Genomic DNA, 20,263 nt, shown 5'->3' with positions numbered 1-20,263 from the left:
CTGATAGTAATATAGATTCTTGGTTTGTGGGAGCAACACCTTACTATACAATGGCAGTTTGGGTTGGTGAAGATATTCCTAAAGCACAGAATATTGGAGGAAGTGGAGTACCAGGACAAATTTGGAAAGAAACAATGCAGAATATTCATGTAGATTTAGAGGAAAGAGATTTTGAGAAGGCAAATTAATATATGAAGATAAAACTTGCTATAAATATATAGTGAGTTTTATTTCTATTTTGAAATAAAATCCATAAAATGGTAAAATTAAAATTGTAGTAAATTAAAAGGAATGATTTTATGGAGAATTTAAGGGTAGAAAAAAATATCATAAATAATAAAATTAATAAAAATGATTTTGTAGATGGGTTTAAAAAAGGAATACCAATAGGACTAGGATATATTTCAGTTTCTATAACTTTTGGAATGATTGCAACTAGAGGCGGAATTGATATACTTGATGCAGTTTTAATTTCTATGACTAATCTTACATCAGCAGGACAATTTGCAGGGGTTGACCTTATACTTAGTGGGGCTATGTATCTTGAAATTGCACTTACCACTTTTATTATCAATATAAGGTATTCACTTATGTCATTTGCGATATCTCAAAAACTTCAAAAAACATCTCTTATTAAGAGAATGATTATAGCATTTGGGATTACAGATGAAGCATATACACTTGCGTCTGTTGAAAAAGGAAGTATAAGTGATAAGTTTATGCTAGGGCTTATTACTTTTCCTTATATAGGATGGGCACTTGGTACATTTATTGGAGCAGTTAGTACAGAGTTTATGAGTCTAGAGCTTCAAGATGCACTAGGAATTGCTTTATATGGAATGTTTCTTGCAATTATAATACCCGCTGGGAAGAAAGATAAAGGGATTTTAAAATCTGTAATTCTTGCAGGGATTTTAAGTGTAGGATTTTTTTATCTTCCTATTTTAAATAAAGTTTCAAGTGGATTTGCTCTTATAATATGTTCTCTTTTAGCAGCACATATTATGGCAAAGATTATGCCTATAAAGGAGGAAGAGTAAATGTATCTTGTAATATGTATGGTAATTCTTTGTATTGTAACTTATATACCAAGAGTTGTACCACTTATAATAAATAAAAAAATTGAATCAAATTATATAAAATCGGTACTTCACTATATGCCATACTGTGTATTATCAGCAATGACATTTCCGGCTGTTTTTTATAGCACACAAAATATGATATTTTCATTTGTAGGAACTGGTGTTGGAATATTTTTAGCATATAAAGGACAAAGTCTTATAAAAGTAGCAATGGCGAGTGTTTTAATTGTTTATATATTGAATATTATATATTGATATTTTAGTGAGATAAATTAATATAAATAAAGTAGAAGAATACGGCAGAGTCATTCTTTTATAAAGTAAGATTGTGTGTAAAAATATAATCTTAAAAAATGTTAAATCTTAGATTTAAAAATCTAAGATTTTTTTGCGTAAAATTTGAATGAAAATATATATATTATAAAATAAAATAAAAAAATATATATAAATAAGTTTTTTAAATTATATAGAACTTATTTTGCATGCGAAATATTTAGATTTGTATATAATATTATGCAAGGTATTCATGTAAAATATAGCATGTATACATTTACTACATTATCTATTTATAAACTATACAAAAACATAACAATTTTTATGTTAAATATATGGAAGAAAATGGGATTATATGATAAAATTAATAGAAGTTAAATTAAAGACTTTATAGTTTGCAAAGGAGGAGAATAATTTGACAGGTTATGATGAATATTTATTCCATGAAGGAAAACATTTAGAGTGTTATAAATTTATGGGTTCACATATAAGAAGAGAAAATAGAGAAATGGGAGTTAGATTTACTACTTGGGCTCCAAATACAAGTGATATTTATGTTGTTGGTGATTTTAGTAATTGGGAAATTAAAGAAGAGTTTAAAATGGAAAAGGTTACTGAAAATGGTCTTTGGACAACTTTTATTAAAGGTGTTAAAAAAGATAATAGATATAAATTTGCTATAAAGGATTGTATATTAGATAAATATATTTTAAAAAGTGATCCATATGCAAGGTTTTCTGAATTCAGACCACTGACAGCATCGGTAGTTATACCATCTAGTTCATATAAATGGAGTGATAAATCTTATATTAAAGCTAGAAAAAATTTAGATATTAAAAAAGCGCCTATTAATATATATGAAGTACATCTTGGCTCGTGGAGAAGAAATGGTGAAAATTATTTGACTTATGAAGAGCTTAAAGAAAGTCTTGTTAAATATGTTAAGGAAATGAATTATACACATGTAGAATTTATGCCCTTATCAGAACATCCGCTTGATGAATCATGGGGATATCAAAGTACAGGATTTTATTCAGTAACTAGTAGATTTGGAAATCCAGAGCAGCTTAAAGATTTAATAAATGAATTTCATAAAAATAACATTGGTGTAATTATGGATTGGGTTCCTAGTCATTTTTGTAAGGATGAACATGGTCTTTATAATTTTGATGGGGATGCAACTTATGAATATGAAGAAACTTGGAAAGCCGAGAATAAAAACTGGGGTACACACAATTTTGACCTTGGTAGACCAGAAGTTAAAAGTTTTTTACTTTCAAATGCTATGTATTGGATTAAAGAATTTCATATAGATGGAATACGAGTTGATGCAGTTAGTAATATGATTTATTTAAGTTATGGAAAAGAGTCAGATGAGTGGATTGCTAATGAAGATGGAAGTAATACGAATAGTTATGCTATTGAATTTTTAAAAGAATTTAGTGAAGCTATAAATAGTAAAGAAAAAGGTATTATTTTAGCAGCAGAGGAATCTACAACATATCCTGATATAACAAAACCTGTTTTAGAAGGTGGTCTTGGATTTAATTTAAAGTGGAATCTTGGTTGGATGAATGATTCTTTAAAGTATGTAGAAGCAGAGCAATGTGAGAGAGCAGGTGAACATAATAAACTGACTTTTGCAATGATGTACAATCATACAGAGAATTTTATACTTCCGATATCGCATGATGAAGTTGTTCATGGAAAGAAATCTCTTTTAAATAAAATGGCTGGTGATTATTGGAATAAGTTTGCTGGGATTAGAACTTTTATGGGTTATATGATTGGTCATCCTGGTAAAAAACTTATGTTTATGGGCTGTGAGTTTGGACAATTTATAGAGTGGTGTGATACAACTCAGTTAGATTGGAAGCTTATAAATGAATATGAAATGCACAAAAATACACAAGAGTATTTTAAGGATTTAAATCTACTATATTTAGAAAATAATGCATTATGGGAACTTGATCATGAGCATAGTGGTTTTGAGTGGATTGAAGCCGATAATAGAGAGCAAAGTATTTATATTTTTAAAAGACAGGGAATAGATGGACAAGTCTTAATCTTTATTTGTAATTTCACATCGAAATATTATGAAAATTATATAGTAGGCGTTCCTTTAAGTGGAGAGTATATAGAAATATTAAATTCGGATAATAGTAAATATGGTGGTAGTGGGAAAGTTAATGAAGGTATTATAAAATCAATTGAATCTTCATATCAAAATATGGAACATTCAATTAACATAAACATAGCACCAATGGCGACTATGATTTTGAAATTTAAATAGAGGTGAGATAATTGAAAATTTTATTTGCAGCAACAGAAGCACATCCTTTTATAAGAACAGGTGGGCTTGGTGATGTAATAGGTTCACTACCAGAAAAAATAGCACAGATAGGAAATGATGTTAGAGTTATAATTCCAAAGTATAGTGTTATAAAAGATGAGTTAAAAGCAGAAATGAAGTCTATAAAAAAAATATATGTAAAAGTTGGTTGGAGAAATCAATATTGTGGTATTGAAATGATAAAGCATAAAAATGTTACATTTTATTTTGTAGATAATGAGTATTATTTTAAGAGAGATGGAGAATTATATGGTCATTATGATGACGCTGAAAGATTTGCATTTTTTGATAGAGCTGTTTTAGAAATTTTAAAAGAAATAGATTGGTGTCCTGATATTATAAATTGTAATGATTGGCACTGTGGAATGATACCAGCACTGTTTAAACTTGAATATGTAAAAGATAAATTTTATAAAAATATAAAAATAGTATTTACGATTCATAATATTCTGTTCCAAGGAATATACTCAAAATATATGCTTTCAGAGCTTTTTGGATATTCACTAGAGCAGTATGATAATGGACAGTTAAAATTTGATGAAGGTTGTATAAGTTTTATGAAGGGTGGAATTGTCTATGCTGATAAAATCACAACTGTAAGTGAAAGTTATTCAGAAGAGATTAAAACACTAGAATATGGTGAAAGACTTGATGAAGTTTTAAGATATAGAGATGGTGATTTAATTGGAATTGTAAATGGGATTGACTATGATGAATATAATCCAAAGAGTGATAAGTATATTTTAAAGACATATGATGTAAATACTATAGAAGATAAGTCTATAAATAAAGTGGCAATGCAAAAGGAACTAGGACTTAACATAAATAAAGAAATGCCTATAATAGCGCTTATTTCAAGGCTTACAAATCAAAAGGGTATTGATTTAATTATGAAAGAGATTGAAAACTTAGTTGTAAATAATGATGTGCAGATAATTATTTTAGGAACTGGTGATAAAAACTATGAAAATTATTTTAGTGAACTTGCATGTAAATTTAAAGGACAAGTTGCAACTATTATAACTTTTGATACAGCGCTATCACATAGAATTTACGCAGGGGCTGATATGTTCCTTATGCCATCAAAGTTTGAACCTTGTGGGCTTGGTCAGCTTATTGCACTTAGGTATGGAACAGTTCCGATAGTTAGGGAAACAGGTGGTCTTAGAGATACAATAGAGCCTTATAATGAGTATATGGGTAGAGGGAATGGATTTAGTTTTAAGAACTATTATTCATATGAATTAATGAATACAATTTTATATGCACTAGAGATATATAAGGATAAAGAAAGTTTTAAAAATATAGTAAGTAATGCTATGAGTTCAGATAATAGTTGGGATTTATCAGCTATTGAATATTTAAATGTATATAATTTTGCAATGGGTAAATAAAAAATAAGGGGTGTTTAGAATTTATGAGAGATAATAAAGAAATGGTAGCAATGATTTTAGCAGGTGGACAAGGAACAAGACTTGGAGTTTTAACAGAAAGACTGGCAAAGCCAGCAGTACCATACGGCGGAAAGTATAGATTAATAGATTTTCCATTAAGTAACTGCGTTAATTCAGGTATAAATACAGTAGGAGTTGTAACTCAGTATAAGCCAAAAGCTATATATAGTCATATAGGTGAGGGAGAAGCTTGGGATCTTGATAAGATAACAGAGGCTGGAGTTAGCTTTTTACCTCCATACACAGAAGAGGATAAGGATAACTGTTATAGAGGCACAGCAGATGCAATATACCAAAATATTGAGTATATAGATAGCTATAATCCAGAGTATGTTTTAATTTTATCAGGTGATCATATTTATAAAATGAATTATGATAAAATGCTTCAGCAACATAAGGAAACAAAGGCAGATGCAACAATTTCTGTTATAAATGTTTCAATGGAGGAAGCTAGTAGATTTGGTATTATGAATCTTAAAAATGATAATTCTATAGATTCATTTGAAGAAAAACCTAAAGTTCCAAAGAGTACAACAGCATCAATGGGAGTTTATATCTTTACTTGGAGTGTTTTAAAAGAGTATTTAATTTCAGATAATAAAAATGATTTATCTGAAAATGACTTTGGTAAAAATGTAATTCCACAGATGCTTGCAGATGATAGAAAAATGTATGGATACAGATTTAAAGGATATTGGAGAGATGTTGGAACTGTAGAAAGTTTATGGGAAGCAAATATGGATATCTTAAATCCTAATTGTGAGCTTAATCTATTTGATAGTAAGTGGCAGATAACATCAACAAATATGACAACTTATGATAAGTGTCAGATAGAACTTACAGCAAGTGTTAAAAATTCTATTCTTGGAGATGGATGTAAAATTCAAGGTACAGTAAAGAATAGTGTATTATCACCAGGAGTTGTAATTGGCGAAGGGGCTGTTGTTAAAAATTCAGTTATACTAGGGCATACAATAGTTGAGCCATATGCATTAATTCAAAATGCTATAATTGGTGGAAGAAGTATTATAAGAGAAGGTGTTGTTATAGCTAGTAAAAAAAATATAGTAACAGTTGGGCGTAAAAGAGAAGTTAGTAGAGTCAATCATGTAGAAACACTTGCAAACTTTTAAATAAAAAAGTATAAATTTAATATAAAAAATGGGCAATATCTTTTAGCGGTATTGTCCATTTTAGTATATGAAAAACTATATTTCATATACTAAATTAAGTTTAAGTTCTTCTGCTTTTATATAAGCATCATCCATTGCATAGTCCCACATTTGCTCTGGCATATGGCAATCAGACGATATTATAGTTTTAATATTTTCTTCTTGTACTCTTTTCCAAAACTCCATATGTGGATAAGTAAGTCTTTGTCCATCGGGGAAATCTTTAAGTCCTCTTCTTATACCATTTGCATTAAATTCTATAATAATCCCAGATTCTTTAATTGCAGCTATTAATATTTCAATAGCCTGTCTACAATTATCATCAAATGCAAGATTATTTATAAATACTAAATCAGGATGTGCAAATATTTTAAAATAATTTGTTTTAAGAGCCTTTGCAACTGATTTTGCATATATAATATAGTCTTTTGTTGAAGTTAAATCAAAAGAATTATAGAATTTACCATCTTCTATAAAATAGTGTTGTCCAAAAACTAAATAATCTATTTTATACTCATTAAATAAATATTCATAATACGGATGACAATCATCTGAATACTCTGATTCAAAGCCAACTAAAATTTTAATATCTTTTTTATATTTATTACGCAGTCTAAAACATTCATTAATATAAGCATCAACTTCAGAGTACATCATTCTATTACTAGATCTATCATCAGGATAGGCTATATGATCGCTTATTCCAATAATAGAAAGTTTACTTGCTATTGCTGATTTAACATAATCTTCCTCACTGCCACTCGCATGAGTACATCTATATGTATGTGTATGGTAATTAACTCTCATAAATAAGCCTCCTTTATAAGTTATGTATGTTAGTAATTCTAAGTATAACTATACTATTATTTTAACATAGAAAAAGTTCATTGCAAAAAAGAGTAAGAAAAAAGCTATATTCTAAGAAGGCATAAGTTTGCTTCTTAAATATAGCTTATCATTTATTTGTGGAAGAAACCTAGCTAAGATAGTAAAAAATATTAGGCTACTTCTATTTTTTGTAGTGTTAATTTAATTTTTTTAATACTGTTTTTATTAAGTGTTTTAACAGTGATACTGAAATTTTCACAGTCTACAATTTCACCTTCTAAAGGGATTCTATCAAGAGCTTCTATAATATATCCACCGATGGATTCAAATTTTTCAGAGTTTATGAAAAGCTGTAGTTCTTCATTTATAAGGTCTATTTTTGTATTTCCACAAACTATATACTCATTCTCAGAAACTTTTTTTATATATTCAGTTAAATCGCCATATTCATCATCAATTTCACCAAAAATTTCTTCAATAATATCTTCTATTGTTACAAGTCCAACAGTCCCACCATATTCATCAAGAACGATAGAAATATGACATCTACTAAGTTTCATCTCACTAAATAAATCAATTATCTTTTTAAACTCAAAAGTATATGATGCATTTCTTAAAATGTTTTTTACATCAAAGTTTTTCTTATTATAATCATCAAGTAAAATTAAATCTTTAACATTTAATACGCCTATTATATTATCAAGATTATCTTCATAAACAGGTACTCTAGAGAATTGATGTTCTCTAATAGAATTTAAGAGTTCTTTATAGGTAATAGTAGAACTAATAGATATAATATCAACCCTTTGAACCATTATATCTTTTACCTGTTGATCACCAAAATCAAAAACATTAAATAGCATATCTTTTTCATTCTCTTCAATAATCCCCTCTTCTTCACTAACATCAACAAGTGTTCTAAGTTCTTCTTCTGTTATGAATGGGTCTGTTTTATCAGGATTACCACCAAATAATTTTATAAATACTGATGATATTTTAGAGAATATAAATGAAAATGGTTTTAAAATAAAGACAATAATTGAAATAGGTCTTGCAACAAGCAAACTTATTTGTTCAGAGTATTGCTGAGCAAAGGATTTTGGTGTGATTTCACCAAAGATTAAAACAAAAACAGTCATAACTCCAGTAGCAATAGCAACTCCAGATGATTCATAAGGTGTATCAATTACAAGTCTTGTAGTAAGAACAGTAGCAATTGCAGAAGCACCTATATTAACTATATTGTTTCCTATAAGGATAGAACCTATTAAGTCCTTTGGGTTTTCAAGCAATTTTTCAACTAAAAGAGCTTTTTTATTACCTGATTCCTTTAAATGCCTTAATTTAATTTTATTGATACTAGTTAGAGCAGTTTCAGAAGATGAGAAAAATGCTGAAAATGCAATTAAAATAATTAACGAAAAAATTTGAATACTCGTTTCCGAATCCAAAAGATCAACTCCCTTTATAAAATAAAATAATGTGCTAATTTATAAATATGCTATGCGTTATAAAAAAGTACAAAAAAAATGAAAAGTTTTTTTAGAAATGAAACAAAAGATATGTATTGTGCACTAATAAATTATAGATATCTATTTCAAAATTAAAATTTTTATGAAATTAGTGAATAAAGAATGGCAAAGTTTAATAATTAGTTTGAGTTGAATTATACTATAAAAGTAAAATAATGTAAATTGGATGAAGGAGGATGTTATGGAAGAGTTTACAGAACTTTATAAATTAAATAAAGATAAGATATATAAATTCTTTTTATATAAAACAAATGATGATTATATTGCACAAGAACTTGTTGCACAAACATTCTTTTTAGCATTTAAATCATTACATATGTTTAAAGGCAAATCAACTTTTAGTACTTGGTTATTTGGAATTTCAAAAAATGTTTTTAGAGAATATATAAGAAAAGAGAAAAAAATTGAGAGTGTTCCAATAGAAAATATAGAGAATACGCTTAAATATGAAGATGATAGTTCTAAAAATATTATAGGGGATAATGACATTAAAATATTATTTTTAGCAATTGATAGTCTTGATGAAATTTATAAGGAAGTAATAATGTTAAGAGCGGTATGTGAGCTTTCTAATTCAGAGATAGCACAACTTCTAGAAAAAAAAGAAAGTTATGTGAGAGTTATATTTCATAGAGGAAAAATAAAGCTTAAAGAAATTTTAAGTTCTAGGATGGTGATGGATGGAAATGGAAAATTGTAATGTAATAAAAGATTTAATAAGTCTTTATATAGATGATTTGCTATCAGATGATAGTAAATCTATGGTCGATAAGCATATTAGTGAGTGTGATGAATGTAAAAAATACTTAGATAATATGAGTGAAGATATAAAGTGTGATATAAGCTTAAATGAAAGTGATCTAGCACAAGTTAAGCTTGTGGAGAAAATTAAAAGAGCTAATAGTAAAAAGCTAATATTTATAACTGTTATAGGTGGCATATTTGCAAGTGTTTTCACAAGTGATGAGTGGATATTTAGAGGTGTTCTTATAATGCCACTTTTGGGGGCAGGTATTTACTTGAAATATAGAAGTTTATTTATAGCACCATGTATAGTGAGCATACTTAAAACTATTATAGATTTTTGTGATTGGTATGGAGGGATTTTAAATAATAACTATGATATAAGCTATACAGAGTATATAGGGGCTATATTTTATAGTTTTAGTTTATCTATAGTATTTGCTTTTTTTACAGGTATAGGTGTTATTATAGGGGTTTTAATAAAAAAAATATTTATAGATGAGTAATTGGAGGGAAAATAATGAAGTTTAAATTTAAAAAGATAGTTTTATTAGTAATACTTATAATAATCTGTGTAGGTTTAGTAAGGCTATATGAAAATAATGGTACAAGTAGAAGAAAACAAAGAAAAATAAAAGCAGAATTTGAAAGTTATATTAGTGAAACATATAAAGATAGAGATTTTTTAGTTTCAGATGTAAGGTATGAAAGTCATGAGGGGCATACAGTTCAAATGCACACAGCGATGGTTACATCAGAAAAGGAAGGCTTATATTTTTTTATAGAAAAAAGTAAAGGTGGAAGAATTATTGAAGAATATAATATGAGGTCTGGAAATTTAGATGATTATAAATTGGTTGAAAAATTTTCAAAGGAAATAGAAGATGCTATAAAAGAAGAAATACCAGATATTCTTTTAGGGAATGAAGGTGATAGTTATATAATTATGAATATAAAACAAGGTAAATATATGAATAGAGATATAAAGTTTACAAAGGATTTAGATGAAGATTTTATAGTTAATATAAGTTTAATGTCTGATGCACATAAGGAAGAGGATATAAATATAGCAAAAAATTCAAAAGCACAGGATATAAAAGCTATAAATATTGCAAAAAATTTAAATGATTATTTTTATAGAAATAAGTATAAAGGTATTTTAGGTATAATAGTATCTTTTGATAGTAAATATATATTTATTGATAGTGATAATATTGGTATAGAGAATAATAAAATAGAGAGTCTTATAAAAGAGGGGAGTTTAGATGTTATAGAAAAAGAAGATGGTGGACTAGATATAAAAATTTAAAACAAAATTTACAAAATGTATAAAGAATTTATAGAGTATGACGAATATTATATGTAAATAGTAGATTTGAAAAGAGGTGTTTGTGTTGAAGATAAGCAGAAATAGTAATACAGAAGAACTACAACAAATGTATAAGGTAAATGAACAAAATAATAAAGAGAAAGCTTCAGAACATTTAGGACAAGAGGAACTAGCGATTATTGGAAGCATAGGGATTTCACAAATAAATTTTACTAAAGAAGAAGAAAATACAAAAGAGCAGGAAATAGCATGTAAGATAGCAAGTGGAGATCATGTGAATGCAAATGATCTGTCATATATAAAATCTAAAAATCCATCACTTCTTAGTAGGGCAAATGATGCAAAACATAAAAAAGAACTTATTGAAAAAGAATTAAAAGATATACAAAGTAAAGAAGAAGCTCGTGAGATTTTAAGAAAGATACAAGCTGATATAAGATATCTTGAAGAACTTGAGAAAAGTAGTCAGCCATCAGATGCGATTAAAAATATTCAAGCTATAAATGAAGCTAGGGAAAATGTAATATTAAATATAAAAAGAAGTGCAAATTTTAGAAAAACTGTAAATAAATTAGTGTAGAGTATAAGAAAATTAGCTTGATAGGAAAGGCGATTTTAAATAATAATATGATATGTTAATTGAGGAAATAAAAAAATGTAAAAAAATGGTTGAAAAAAGAGTGTGAGAAGTGTATTATGTATATAAAGGAATTCCTAGTATATTACTGGGGATAAAAGGTTTATATTTTGCGTGAAATAAAATTGAATAATAAAGTACTTATCAAGAGTGGTGGAGGGACTGGCCCTGTGAAACCCAACAACCAGCAGTATAAATTCTGTATGGTGTTAAATCCTGCAATTTTAATTGATAGATAAGAAAACTAGTAAAAGGTTATTAGCTATTTTTCTTATCTAGAAAAGTAGTTTTTTTTATTAGAGGTGATAAATTTGAGTAATGAATATTTAAAAAGAATAAATAGAGAACTTGAAAAAAATTTAATAGGTTTTTTTAAGGAATTTCACAAAAATCCTGAATTATCAAATGAAGAATTTGAAACAACTAAACGGATTAGAGAACTTTTAGAACTTGCAGATATAGAAGTTTTAAAGTTACCACTCAAAACAGGACTTGTTGCAATTATTAGGGGGAGGAAAGCTGGAAAAACAGTAGCACTTAGAGCTGATATTGATGGACTGCCAATGGATGAGTGGACAAGTCTTGATTATAAGTCAATAAGAGATGGAAAAGCACATAGTTGTGGACATGATTTTCATTTTACATCACTTATAGGAGCAGCATATCTTTTAAAAGAGAATGAGGAACTTTTAAGTGGAAATATAAAGTTAATATTCCAAGCAGCTGAAGAAACAGGGCATGGTGCAGAAGCTATTATAAAAACTGAAGTGTTAGATGATGTAGAAGTCATTTTTGGACTTCATAATACAAGTGAGTTAGATGTTGGAACTGTAGCTAGTAGTTATGGACCTGTTACAGCAGCAGTTGATAGGTTTGAAATAAATATTAGAGGGATAGGCTCTCATGCAGCTTCACCAGAAAAAGCAAAAGATCCAATAATCGTTGCAGCAAATCTTATATCTTCAATTCAAACAATTATAAGCAGAAATATAAGTCCGCTTGATAGAGCCCTTATAAGTGTTACACATATAAAATCAGGGAATACATGGAATGTAATACCAACTAAATCATATATGGAGGGAACAGTTAGAACTTTGAATCCACGAGTAAGAGAACATATATATAATAGACTTATAGAACTGACGAGTGGAATATCAAAATCATATGGAGTTCATGTAGAACTTGAATGGCATAAAGGACCACCAGCAACTGATAATGATGAAAAATATACAGATTTTATATTAGATATAGCAGATAATATAGGATATAAAGTAGTTAATATGGAAGCTGGAATGGGGGGAGAAGATTTTGCTTATTATCAAGAGAGAATAAAAGGTAGTTTTGTTTTTATAGGAACAGGAAAATCACATCCACATCATCATCCAAAGTTTGAGGCAGATTTAAACGCTATAATAGGAAGTGCTAGGTATTTATATGAAATAGGTAAACAAGCAAGTGAAGAATAATTTTTATAAAATTTTATAAGTAAAATAATGGGGATGTATAAATTTATACATCCCCTAAATTTTAAATTGTATAAGCTATTATCTTAAGTTTTCCTTGTACATCAATATTACGAGTAAGTTCGATAGTTCCTGTACTAGTATTGTTACCACTTGGAATACTAGAATTTATAAGTCGTATAGTTGTTTTTTCAGAGATTGGTATAAGACCTTGACCATAAACGGTTCCAACAACTAAAAGTGGATAACTACACTTTATAAGTTTATTATCTAGATTTGGAATATTATCAATAACGGTAACTATAGAAGTAGAAAATTCAGAAACTTGCTCAATTCCTTCTACACAAATATACCAAGCAAAATCATAAAGACCAGATTCTAAAAATGTTATATCACCATTATCTTCAAGTTGTATAGCTGATTTTTTTTGTGGTATAGAATTATCAACTACAAAAGAAATATCATTCTGGTTAAAAACTATAGATTCACCTGATTTTATAGCGTATAGAGAATTGGTAACAATTGAATTTGAAATAGTAGATATTTTTTGAGCGGAAGAGGAATCACCTTTAGGACCTTGCTCACCAGTATCACCTTTAGGACCAATAGCCCCTTGGATTCCATCAACACCACGTTCGCCGGTAAGACCACGAGGTCCGATATCACCTCTATCCCCTTTTTTACCAGTAGGTCCACGTTCACCATTTTTACCAGTAGCACCATCAAGTCCACGCTCGCCAGTAAGACCACGAGGTCCAATATCGCCTCTATCACCTTTTATACCTTCAGGTCCACGTTCGCCATTTTCACCCGTAGCACCATCAGGACCACGTTCACCAGTAAGGCCACGAGGTCCGATAGAACCTCTATCACCCTTTATACCCTCAGGTCCACGCTCACCATTTTCACCGGTAGCACCATCAACTCCACGTTCACCAGTAAGACCACGAGGTCCAATAGAACCTCTATCACCTTTTATACCTTCAGGTCCACGTTCACCGTTTTCACCAGAATTACCCTTTAGACCACGAGGTCCAGTAAGACCACGAGGTCCAGTAAGTCCACGAGGGCCTTGAGAACCACGCTCACCAGTAAGCCCTGTATCACCTTTAGGACCTGGTGGTCCTATTTTACCAATTGTATCAAGTGCAATTATTGTAATACCAGCTTGCACAACTGTATCTAGGGCTAAAACAACTACTGCGTTAGTATTTCCATATCCTGTTACATTTACAAGTTCAAAATCAAAAGGTAGATTATCTTTAGAAACGGTTAAGATAGAATTTCCACCGAGCACACCTGTTTTAAGAGGACTTGCAGAAGCTTGGAATCTAACTTCACCATCAATTATAGATTTAATTGCAAAAGAAACTGATTGACCAGATGATCCACTTTGTGTAGCAACCCACCAGTCAACTGAATATTCTCCAGCTTTTAATATACAAAATTTATTATCAGAAATCTTTTTTAATAAAGTAGATTTATCAGATTCATAACTATAGTTAAATTTTAAAGGATCACCATATTTAAGTGTTGAAGATTCAGAGTTAAATGTATAAAGTAATCCGTCTAATACTGCGGTCATAAATAAATACCTCCTTAAAGTATTATTATATAATTATAATATTCATTTCATGATGTAAAGGTTACATAGTTTATGAATAGATAAAAGTATAATTTAAAAAAGAATAATATTTTATAAAAAAAAATAATATAATATTTAGAATAATAATATTTAAGGAGATAGTATGGATTATCTAAATGATATTTTGTTTGAACTTGCATATGAGTTAGATTTTTATATAGATTCAGAGGATGAATGTAGAAGGGCATTATTTTTAATGGCATATTTAAATGAGAGAAATTCAGAGAAAGCATTTAGTATATACTCAGAGGAAGATTTTTTAGCTATCAAAAAACATATAAATGAAAATTTTTAAATTAAAATAAAATTTGTTTGATTTAGGAAGTTAATGTTTATAGATGAGTTATGGTGATAATATAATATCAAAAGTGAAATATAAATAATTGAAAATCATTAAAAGAACAAAAAAAATATTGAAAGTGTAAAATATAGCTATGATAGTATGAGTAATTTATTATATGATATAAAAGTATATATTAATAAGTTGAAAGGAGTACTTTCATGGGAATATTAAATAAAGAATATATGTTTTTAGCTGTAGTTCATAATAAAGGAGATTTAGGGTATTTAATAAATTTTCCGGATATTGATGAATGTTTTACTTATGCAGATACTTTAGAACATGGATTAGTTCTTGCAAAAGAAGCTTTAGAGTATTGTATACACGGAAGACAAGAACATGGAGATGAAATTCCAGTAGCATCAAAAGAAAGTGATATAGAACTTCTTTTTGAAAATGATACTATAGTAGAAATAACAGCAAATATGAGAGGCTTTAGGGATGAGGTATTAGAAAATCCGATAGATAGAGATAATCATATTCCAGAATGGCTTGAAAGTATAGCGAGTACAAATAGGGAAAAGTTAAAAGGTGCTATGGAGTATATCGTTATGGAAATTGAAAGGGATTTAAAGCAAGAAGTATCTTATGAAGAGATGTCTATACTTTAGATTGTAACTAGAACTAGATTGAAAAATCTTTTTTCTAGTTTTTTTTATTTTAGAAAAAGTGAATATTTATATTAAAATTGAGTTAAATTAATAGAAACTATAGTATAAAAAACATCAAAATAAAAGCTGGATTTATAGGAGGTATAAATGATAAGATTTACTGAAAATGGAGTTGTTTTTAATATGAGAACAGCAGGGATAATTATAGAAGATGGATACGTATTTTTAGAAAGAAAAAATAGTGATGATTTTTGGTCTATTCCAGGAGGCAGAACTGAATTTATGGAGAAAACAGAAAAAACGGTTATAAGGGAGTATAAAGAAGAAATTAATGCACAAATACAAGTGTTAAGACAAGTATGGATTACAGAGGATTTCTTTGTATATGAAGATATGCAGTATCATGAGGTTGGATTTTATTATTTAGTTGAACTTTTAACAGAAAGTTTAAAGGTTAAAGATATAGACCATATTGGAAAAGAAGGGAAAGAAAATTTAATTTATAGATGGTTTAAACTTGATGAGTTACATAATATTCCTATATATCCTTTATTTTTAAAAGAAGGGCTTAAAAATATTCCAAGTAGATTAACTAAGGTAGTGCAGGAATAGTATATAGCTTGTTAATAGAAAGTTAATAGTAAATGATATTAGAATATATTAAAATTAAAGGTGAAAATAATGGGGTAGGAGTTTTTATATGTTGAAATTTTTAGGGAGTGGAAGTGCATTTAATACTGAACTTGGAAACAATAGTGCATTTTTAAAAGATGAGAAAAAAATATTGATTTTAGATTGTGGTGGAACTGTTTTTGAACAAATTCGAAAGTTGGATTTACTTGAAGGTGTAGATGATATATATGTATTTATAAGTCATACACATCCAGACCATATAGGAAGCCTTGGAGATTTAATATTTTATGCATATTATATATTAAAGAGAAAAGTCACTATAATTCATTTAGAAAGTGAAAAAATAGTTAATATTCTTAGCCTTCTTGGAGTTAAAGAGGAGTATTATAATCTTATTTCAGATACTGAAGTAAAACTAAATGATTTTAATGAATTAAAGCTTAATATAATTAGCACAAGTCACTCTGAAAGTCTTAAAGCATATAGTTTAATTTTAAGTTATAAAGGCAAAAAAATATATTATAGTGGAGATTCAAATAGTATAGATAAGATGATATTAGAAAAATTTAAATCAAGGGAAATAGAATTAATATATCAGGATACTTGTGGTATTGATTATGTAGGAAATGGACATCTTTATATAGAGAAATTATGTAATCTTATAGATGTTAAGTTAAGAAAATTTGTATATTGTATGCATTTAGATACACATATAGAATCAAGTGAGATAACAAAACTAGGGTTTAATATTGCTACAAGAGATAGATAAGTTATAAAGTAAAGCCAGAAAAGAGTAGATATTTGAAGGTTCAAAACCACAAATATCTACTCTTTTTAATTTTCTTCTATTATGATACCAACATTTGAAAATATAAATTTTTGATTACCAATATGTATTTCAGTTAGTGAATCACAGGACTTGATATATATATTATTACCAGAATATTTAGCTAGAATAGTTCCATTTTGAGCATAAATAGTTATATTGCTATTTATATTTTTAAAAGAGTTTTTATATTTACATAGAGTTCTTCTAAGAGGTCCTATAAAAAAACTAAAAAGAAGAAAAAATGATATTATGATACTTAATATAAGTAGAGTATAGCTAAGTTTTTTTGGCATAGTATCACATCCCTTTAATATAAATATTCTTTATATTATAAGCTTTTGTATATGTATATATATATATACAAGATAAGTTTTGTATGTTTTGGAGGTAAATAAAAAAAGAGATTATAAAAACCTCTTTTAGTAAAAGTAGCTAATTTAATATAAGATTAGCTATTAATTTGTGCAATTATTTTTGCATCTTTATGTGTAGTTGAGAAATTTGAAGTATTAAAATAATCTTCTGTATATATTTTATAACTATATGATTTTGTTAAATATGTGTAATAAGGTTGCGGTGAAAGCAATCCAATTTCATTAAATGGGATATGATATTTATTTATAAGTGAAACATAAGCATTAGCAAAAGTACAATCTACATTAATCCATCCAGTTGATGGAATATAAACTTGATTCCAAGCATGTCCCCCCCAAGACTTATTTCCATACCCCTCACCAGCAATAACTCTTGAAGAAAGCCCTGCATCATGTGCCATAATTGCATATAATGTACTAAAATCTTCACAAATACCAGTTCTAGTATTAAAGGTTTTGATTGCACTTTCGTTAGGCTTTCCATTATTATTCATAACAGCAACTTCTTCAGATTTATTATAAGTAATATTTCTACTAATCCAAACATAAATTGCTTGAGCTTTTTGATAATCATTCGTACATCCACTTATTATATTTTGTGTTTTATTGTAAATTTCAGAATTATTATTAAGTTGAGAAGATATGTGAGTTCCGTTAACGAGCATATTACTATTTGGATAATTCACATGAACAGCAGAAGCTTTATTAATAATAACTTTCTTTGGAATAGCAATATTTTCTATATTTTCACATGTTGTTTTATTTATATTAACACTCTCATTTGATTCATGAGTAGTATTTTCTTCTTTTTTTCTTCTTACAGAGCGAGAAGTAGATTCATAAGTAATAGGTTCTTGATTTTTTAGTTTAATTGATTGAGTTTTAAACCCATGCACCCCTGTAGCTGCTATACCAGCTGTTAAAATTGTTGCTACTATAAATGGTGTTACTTTTCTTTTACTCATAATGTTTCTCACTCCTAAATTTAAAATTAATAAATTGTTTTCATTTCTCTTCCTTTTAATAGTAACATTGGTAAAATGAACATTCAATTAACAAAAAATGCAATTTAAAAGGTAAAAAATATATATATTAGAATAAAATCGCAAAGAATAATGATTTTTATTTATAATTTCATTTGAAAAGAAGAAAAAAAATATAAATTAGAAATATTTAAATAGTTTGAATAAAAAGTTTAATTTAATTAAATAAATTATTAAAGTGTTATTTAAGAGTGGATTTTAGGTATTAAACATAAAAGAACAATATTCGATAATAATTATGGGGTTTAATAAAATATTAAAAAATAGGGGATTTATGATTTATGAAAAAATTATTAGCAAGTGATCTTGATGGGACATTAATACTTAAGGATAAGATATCGGAAAAAGATATTTTAGCAGTAAATACATTTAGGGAAAAAGGTGGTATATTTACTGTTTCAACAGGAAGACCAATGAATGGTGTTAGAAATATTGAAAAGGAGAATAATATAATAGTCGATTATTTTATTCTTTTAAATGGAGCATATGTTCTTAACTCTAAAAAAGAAGTTTTAAGACATTTATTTATAAATAAGGATATTGCAAGAGAAATAGTAGATGGACTTGGTAGAGAAAAGAAAAGAATTGGTATAGATACAGGGGAATCAACTTATTTATTTGGTTCAGTTGAAGATTTTCCATTTGAGAATGCTATAGCTATAGAGGATTTTAGTGAAATAAAGGAAGATATAAGTGTTATAGCCATGGATTTTGAGAATACAAATATTGAGAAACTTGAAGAAATAAAGGACGGTCTAATAAAAAAATATGGAAAATATGTTGAAGTATATAGAAATACAAAATATATAGATATAGTTCCGATAGGGTGTTCAAAAGGAACTGGAGTAGAACTTATAGCAGATATAACAGATATAGAAAGTAAAGATATATTCACAATAGGAGATTCTTTTAATGATACACCTATGTTTGAAATAACAGAAAATTCTTTTACATTCCATAGAGCTGAAATTGGGGTTAAAGAAATAGCGCAAAATTTAGTTGAAGATGTATCAGAATGTATAAGGGATTATATATTAGTATAATATATAAGAAATAAAAACAAAATTACTATCTCAAAAAGGTGTAACCTAAGTTTGAGATAGTGATTTTATTTTAGGCTTAAACTATAGCAAGATACCATTAAAAAAATCATAAAGCAAAATCCAGCTTCAAATAAATTGTTTGAAAGTATCTGTATTAATGAAAGTACAAAAAAAATCCAAGAATTAACTCTAGCAGCAAGAATTTTAGTTTTCAAGATAATCACCTCCAAAAGATTGAATAAAAAAAGCTGTATATATTAGATACTACATAAGTAAATAAAAAACCTTTGTTATAAAATAAGAGGTTTTAAAGCAAAATAGCATAATATAAATTTATTTGTTATAAATTAAGAAAAATAATGTTAATTTATTGAAAACACATAATTAAGTGGTAAATTTAAGAGAAGAATTCAGATAATAACTGAGTGATAGGAGTAAGAATGAAAAAAAGAATTTTATATTTATTTATGACTATTTTAGTTATAGTTTTAGGGCTAATATCAAGACAATATTTATTTAATATAGATATGCCTACATATATAGGTGATATTTTATGGGGTGCTATGGTTTATTTTGGATTTAGATTTTTATTTACTAAAGCAAAGCTTAGGATTTCATTTATTTTAGCACTTTTATATTCATATATAACAGAATTTAGTCAAATTTATCAAGGGGAGTGGATAAATTCAATAAGGAATACGACATTTGGTGCTCTTATTCTTGGGTATAATTTTAGTGTTTTAGATTTAATATTCTATACGGTAGGTATAATTATAGCAGTTTTATTTGATATATTAGTTTTGAAAAAAATATTTAAAAATCAGGAGGAAGAATAATGTTCAAAGGATATACAATAGTTACAGATATGGATGGTACA

22 protein-coding genes and 1 riboswitch are annotated in these 20,263 nt (G+C 27.8%); of the genes, 17 read left to right on the top strand and 5 right to left on the bottom strand.

The annotated features are described in order from the left end of the window. The 6 genes from Q0V15_RS05900 to Q0V15_RS05875 form a co-directional block, all read left to right on the top strand. A partial coding sequence (locus Q0V15_RS05900; protein ID WP_297436957.1) for a hypothetical protein occupies positions 1-188 on the top strand: 188 nt, incomplete at its 5' end. Between the two features lie 111 nt (positions 189-299). Further along, on the top strand, positions 300-1,040 hold the full coding sequence (locus Q0V15_RS05895; RefSeq protein ID WP_297436955.1) for an AzlC family ABC transporter permease: 741 nt from the start codon (positions 300-302) through the stop codon (positions 1,038-1,040). Then, complete coding sequence (locus Q0V15_RS05890) at positions 1,041-1,337, top strand: AzlD domain-containing protein (protein WP_297436953.1); 297 nt, start codon at positions 1,041-1,043, stop codon at positions 1,335-1,337. Between the two features lie 433 nt (positions 1,338-1,770). Continuing rightward, positions 1,771-3,648 (top strand): 1,4-alpha-glucan branching protein GlgB, encoded by a 1,878-nt coding sequence (gene glgB, locus Q0V15_RS05885; protein ID WP_297436950.1) that lies wholly within the window; start codon positions 1,771-1,773, stop codon positions 3,646-3,648. 11 nt (positions 3,649-3,659) lie between these two features. Continuing rightward, on the top strand, positions 3,660-5,102 hold the full coding sequence (gene glgA / locus Q0V15_RS05880) for a glycogen synthase GlgA (protein WP_297436948.1): 1,443 nt from the start codon (positions 3,660-3,662) through the stop codon (positions 5,100-5,102). Positions 5,103-5,125: 23 nt separating this feature from the next. Then, positions 5,126-6,295 carry a glucose-1-phosphate adenylyltransferase gene (locus Q0V15_RS05875; protein WP_297436946.1) on the top strand — a complete coding sequence of 390 codons (1,170 nt, stop codon included), beginning with the start codon at positions 5,126-5,128 and terminating at the stop codon, positions 6,293-6,295. A gap of 75 nt (positions 6,296-6,370) precedes the next feature. Here Q0V15_RS05875 and Q0V15_RS05870 read toward each other — a convergent pair whose 3' ends face one another. Further along, positions 6,371-7,141, bottom strand: coding sequence for a histidinol-phosphatase (locus Q0V15_RS05870; protein ID WP_297436944.1), 771 nt, complete (start codon positions 7,139-7,141; stop codon positions 6,371-6,373). Between the two features lie 191 nt (positions 7,142-7,332). Then, positions 7,333-8,613 (bottom strand): HlyC/CorC family transporter, encoded by a 1,281-nt coding sequence (locus Q0V15_RS05865; RefSeq protein ID WP_297436942.1) that lies wholly within the window; start codon positions 8,611-8,613, stop codon positions 7,333-7,335. Between the two features lie 262 nt (positions 8,614-8,875). Between Q0V15_RS05865 and Q0V15_RS05860 the strand changes: the two genes are divergently transcribed. The 5 genes from Q0V15_RS05860 (at position 8,876) to Q0V15_RS05840 (ending at position 12,871) form a co-directional block, all read left to right on the top strand. Next, positions 8,876-9,394, top strand: coding sequence for an RNA polymerase sigma factor (locus Q0V15_RS05860; protein ID WP_297436940.1), 519 nt, complete (start codon positions 8,876-8,878; stop codon positions 9,392-9,394). After that, positions 9,375-9,944, top strand: coding sequence for a zf-HC2 domain-containing protein (locus Q0V15_RS05855; protein WP_297436938.1), 570 nt, complete (start codon positions 9,375-9,377; stop codon positions 9,942-9,944). The genes Q0V15_RS05860 and Q0V15_RS05855 overlap by 20 nt, the downstream gene beginning before the upstream one ends. Positions 9,945-9,958: 14 nt before the next feature. After that, complete coding sequence (locus Q0V15_RS05850; RefSeq protein WP_297436936.1) at positions 9,959-10,747, top strand: hypothetical protein; 789 nt, start codon at positions 9,959-9,961, stop codon at positions 10,745-10,747. Positions 10,748-10,832: 85 nt separating this feature from the next. Then, on the top strand, positions 10,833-11,348 hold the full coding sequence (locus Q0V15_RS05845) for a hypothetical protein (protein WP_297436934.1): 516 nt from the start codon (positions 10,833-10,835) through the stop codon (positions 11,346-11,348). Between the two features lie 195 nt (positions 11,349-11,543). Continuing rightward, positions 11,544-11,647: riboswitch (SAM riboswitch) on the top strand. Positions 11,648-11,716: 69 nt separating this feature from the next. After that, positions 11,717-12,871 carry an amidohydrolase gene (locus tag Q0V15_RS05840; RefSeq protein WP_297436932.1) on the top strand — a complete coding sequence of 385 codons (1,155 nt, stop codon included), beginning with the start codon at positions 11,717-11,719 and terminating at the stop codon, positions 12,869-12,871. A 61-nt stretch (positions 12,872-12,932) separates the two neighbouring features. Here Q0V15_RS05840 and Q0V15_RS05835 read toward each other — a convergent pair whose 3' ends face one another. Next, the gene (locus tag Q0V15_RS05835) at positions 12,933-14,453 is read right to left on the bottom strand and encodes a hypothetical protein (RefSeq protein ID WP_297436930.1); all 1,521 of its coding nucleotides are present in this window, start codon (positions 14,451-14,453) and stop codon (positions 12,933-12,935) included. Positions 14,454-14,616: 163 nt separating this feature from the next. On the opposite strand from Q0V15_RS05835, the gene Q0V15_RS05830 reads away from it, so the two are divergent. The 4 genes from Q0V15_RS05830 (at position 14,617) to Q0V15_RS05815 (ending at position 16,866) form a co-directional block, all read left to right on the top strand. Beyond that, on the top strand, positions 14,617-14,808 hold the full coding sequence (locus tag Q0V15_RS05830) for a hypothetical protein (protein WP_297436928.1): 192 nt from the start codon (positions 14,617-14,619) through the stop codon (positions 14,806-14,808). Positions 14,809-15,014: 206 nt separating this feature from the next. After that, on the top strand, positions 15,015-15,464 hold the full coding sequence (locus tag Q0V15_RS05825) for a type II toxin-antitoxin system HicB family antitoxin (protein WP_297436926.1): 450 nt from the start codon (positions 15,015-15,017) through the stop codon (positions 15,462-15,464). Between the two features lie 147 nt (positions 15,465-15,611). Further along, on the top strand, positions 15,612-16,076 hold the full coding sequence (locus Q0V15_RS05820) for an NUDIX hydrolase (RefSeq protein ID WP_297436923.1): 465 nt from the start codon (positions 15,612-15,614) through the stop codon (positions 16,074-16,076). Positions 16,077-16,164: 88 nt separating this feature from the next. Next, positions 16,165-16,866 (top strand): MBL fold metallo-hydrolase, encoded by a 702-nt coding sequence (locus Q0V15_RS05815; protein WP_297436921.1) that lies wholly within the window; start codon positions 16,165-16,167, stop codon positions 16,864-16,866. 508 nt (positions 16,867-17,374) lie between these two features. On the opposite strand, the gene Q0V15_RS05810 is transcribed toward Q0V15_RS05815, so the two are convergent. After that, on the bottom strand, positions 17,375-18,265 hold the full coding sequence (locus Q0V15_RS05810; RefSeq protein WP_297436919.1) for a transglutaminase-like domain-containing protein: 891 nt from the start codon (positions 18,263-18,265) through the stop codon (positions 17,375-17,377). Between the two features lie 359 nt (positions 18,266-18,624). Between Q0V15_RS05810 and Q0V15_RS05805 the strand changes: the two genes are divergently transcribed. Further along, entirely contained in the window at positions 18,625-19,386 is a 762-nt protein-coding gene (locus Q0V15_RS05805; protein WP_297436917.1) for an HAD-IIB family hydrolase, read from the top strand. A 65-nt stretch (positions 19,387-19,451) separates the two neighbouring features. Here Q0V15_RS05805 and Q0V15_RS05800 read toward each other — a convergent pair whose 3' ends face one another. Then, positions 19,452-19,601 (bottom strand): hypothetical protein, encoded by a 150-nt coding sequence (locus Q0V15_RS05800; RefSeq protein ID WP_297436915.1) that lies wholly within the window; start codon positions 19,599-19,601, stop codon positions 19,452-19,454. 225 nt (positions 19,602-19,826) lie between these two features. On the opposite strand from Q0V15_RS05800, the gene Q0V15_RS05795 reads away from it, so the two are divergent. Then, complete coding sequence (locus Q0V15_RS05795) at positions 19,827-20,222, top strand: DUF2809 domain-containing protein (protein ID WP_297436913.1); 396 nt, start codon at positions 19,827-19,829, stop codon at positions 20,220-20,222. Positions 20,223-20,263 lie beyond the last annotated feature (41 nt).

Origin of the sequence: uncultured Clostridium sp. (genome assembly GCF_947036855.1) — a bacterium.
Classification (GTDB): domain Bacteria; phylum Bacillota; class Clostridia; order Clostridiales; family Clostridiaceae; genus Sarcina.
The sequence above is the reverse complement of the archived record's forward strand: the minus strand, read 5'-3'. Positions and strand labels throughout refer to the sequence as shown.

Excerpts from the sequence above, each read along its gene's own strand:
- Q0V15_RS05890 (WP_297436953.1), top strand. The coding sequence starts at position 1,041 with ATGTATCTTGTAATATGTATGGTAATTCTTTGTATTGTAACTTATATA.
- Q0V15_RS05875 (WP_297436946.1), top strand. The coding sequence starts at position 5,126 with ATGAGAGATAATAAAGAAATGGTAGCAATGATTTTAGCAGGTGGACAA.
- Q0V15_RS05825 (WP_297436926.1), top strand. The coding sequence starts at position 15,015 with ATGGGAATATTAAATAAAGAATATATGTTTTTAGCTGTAGTTCATAAT.
- Q0V15_RS05870 (WP_297436944.1), bottom strand. The coding sequence starts at position 7,141 with ATGAGAGTTAATTACCATACACATACATATAGATGTACTCATGCGAGT.
- Q0V15_RS05830 (WP_297436928.1), top strand. The coding sequence starts at position 14,617 with ATGGATTATCTAAATGATATTTTGTTTGAACTTGCATATGAGTTAGAT.
- Q0V15_RS05835 (WP_297436930.1), bottom strand. The coding sequence starts at position 14,453 with ATGACCGCAGTATTAGACGGATTACTTTATACATTTAACTCTGAATCT.
- Q0V15_RS05855 (WP_297436938.1), top strand. The coding sequence starts at position 9,375 with ATGGAAATGGAAAATTGTAATGTAATAAAAGATTTAATAAGTCTTTAT.
- Q0V15_RS05805 (WP_297436917.1), top strand. The coding sequence starts at position 18,625 with ATGAAAAAATTATTAGCAAGTGATCTTGATGGGACATTAATACTTAAG.
- Q0V15_RS05860 (WP_297436940.1), top strand. The coding sequence starts at position 8,876 with ATGGAAGAGTTTACAGAACTTTATAAATTAAATAAAGATAAGATATAT.
- Q0V15_RS05895 (WP_297436955.1), top strand. The coding sequence starts at position 300 with ATGGAGAATTTAAGGGTAGAAAAAAATATCATAAATAATAAAATTAAT.
- Q0V15_RS05815 (WP_297436921.1), top strand. The coding sequence starts at position 16,165 with ATGTTGAAATTTTTAGGGAGTGGAAGTGCATTTAATACTGAACTTGGA.
- Q0V15_RS05810 (WP_297436919.1), bottom strand. The coding sequence starts at position 18,265 with ATGAGTAAAAGAAAAGTAACACCATTTATAGTAGCAACAATTTTAACA.
- Q0V15_RS05820 (WP_297436923.1), top strand. The coding sequence starts at position 15,612 with ATGATAAGATTTACTGAAAATGGAGTTGTTTTTAATATGAGAACAGCA.
- Q0V15_RS05795 (WP_297436913.1), top strand. The coding sequence starts at position 19,827 with ATGAAAAAAAGAATTTTATATTTATTTATGACTATTTTAGTTATAGTT.
- Q0V15_RS05850 (WP_297436936.1), top strand. The coding sequence starts at position 9,959 with ATGAAGTTTAAATTTAAAAAGATAGTTTTATTAGTAATACTTATAATA.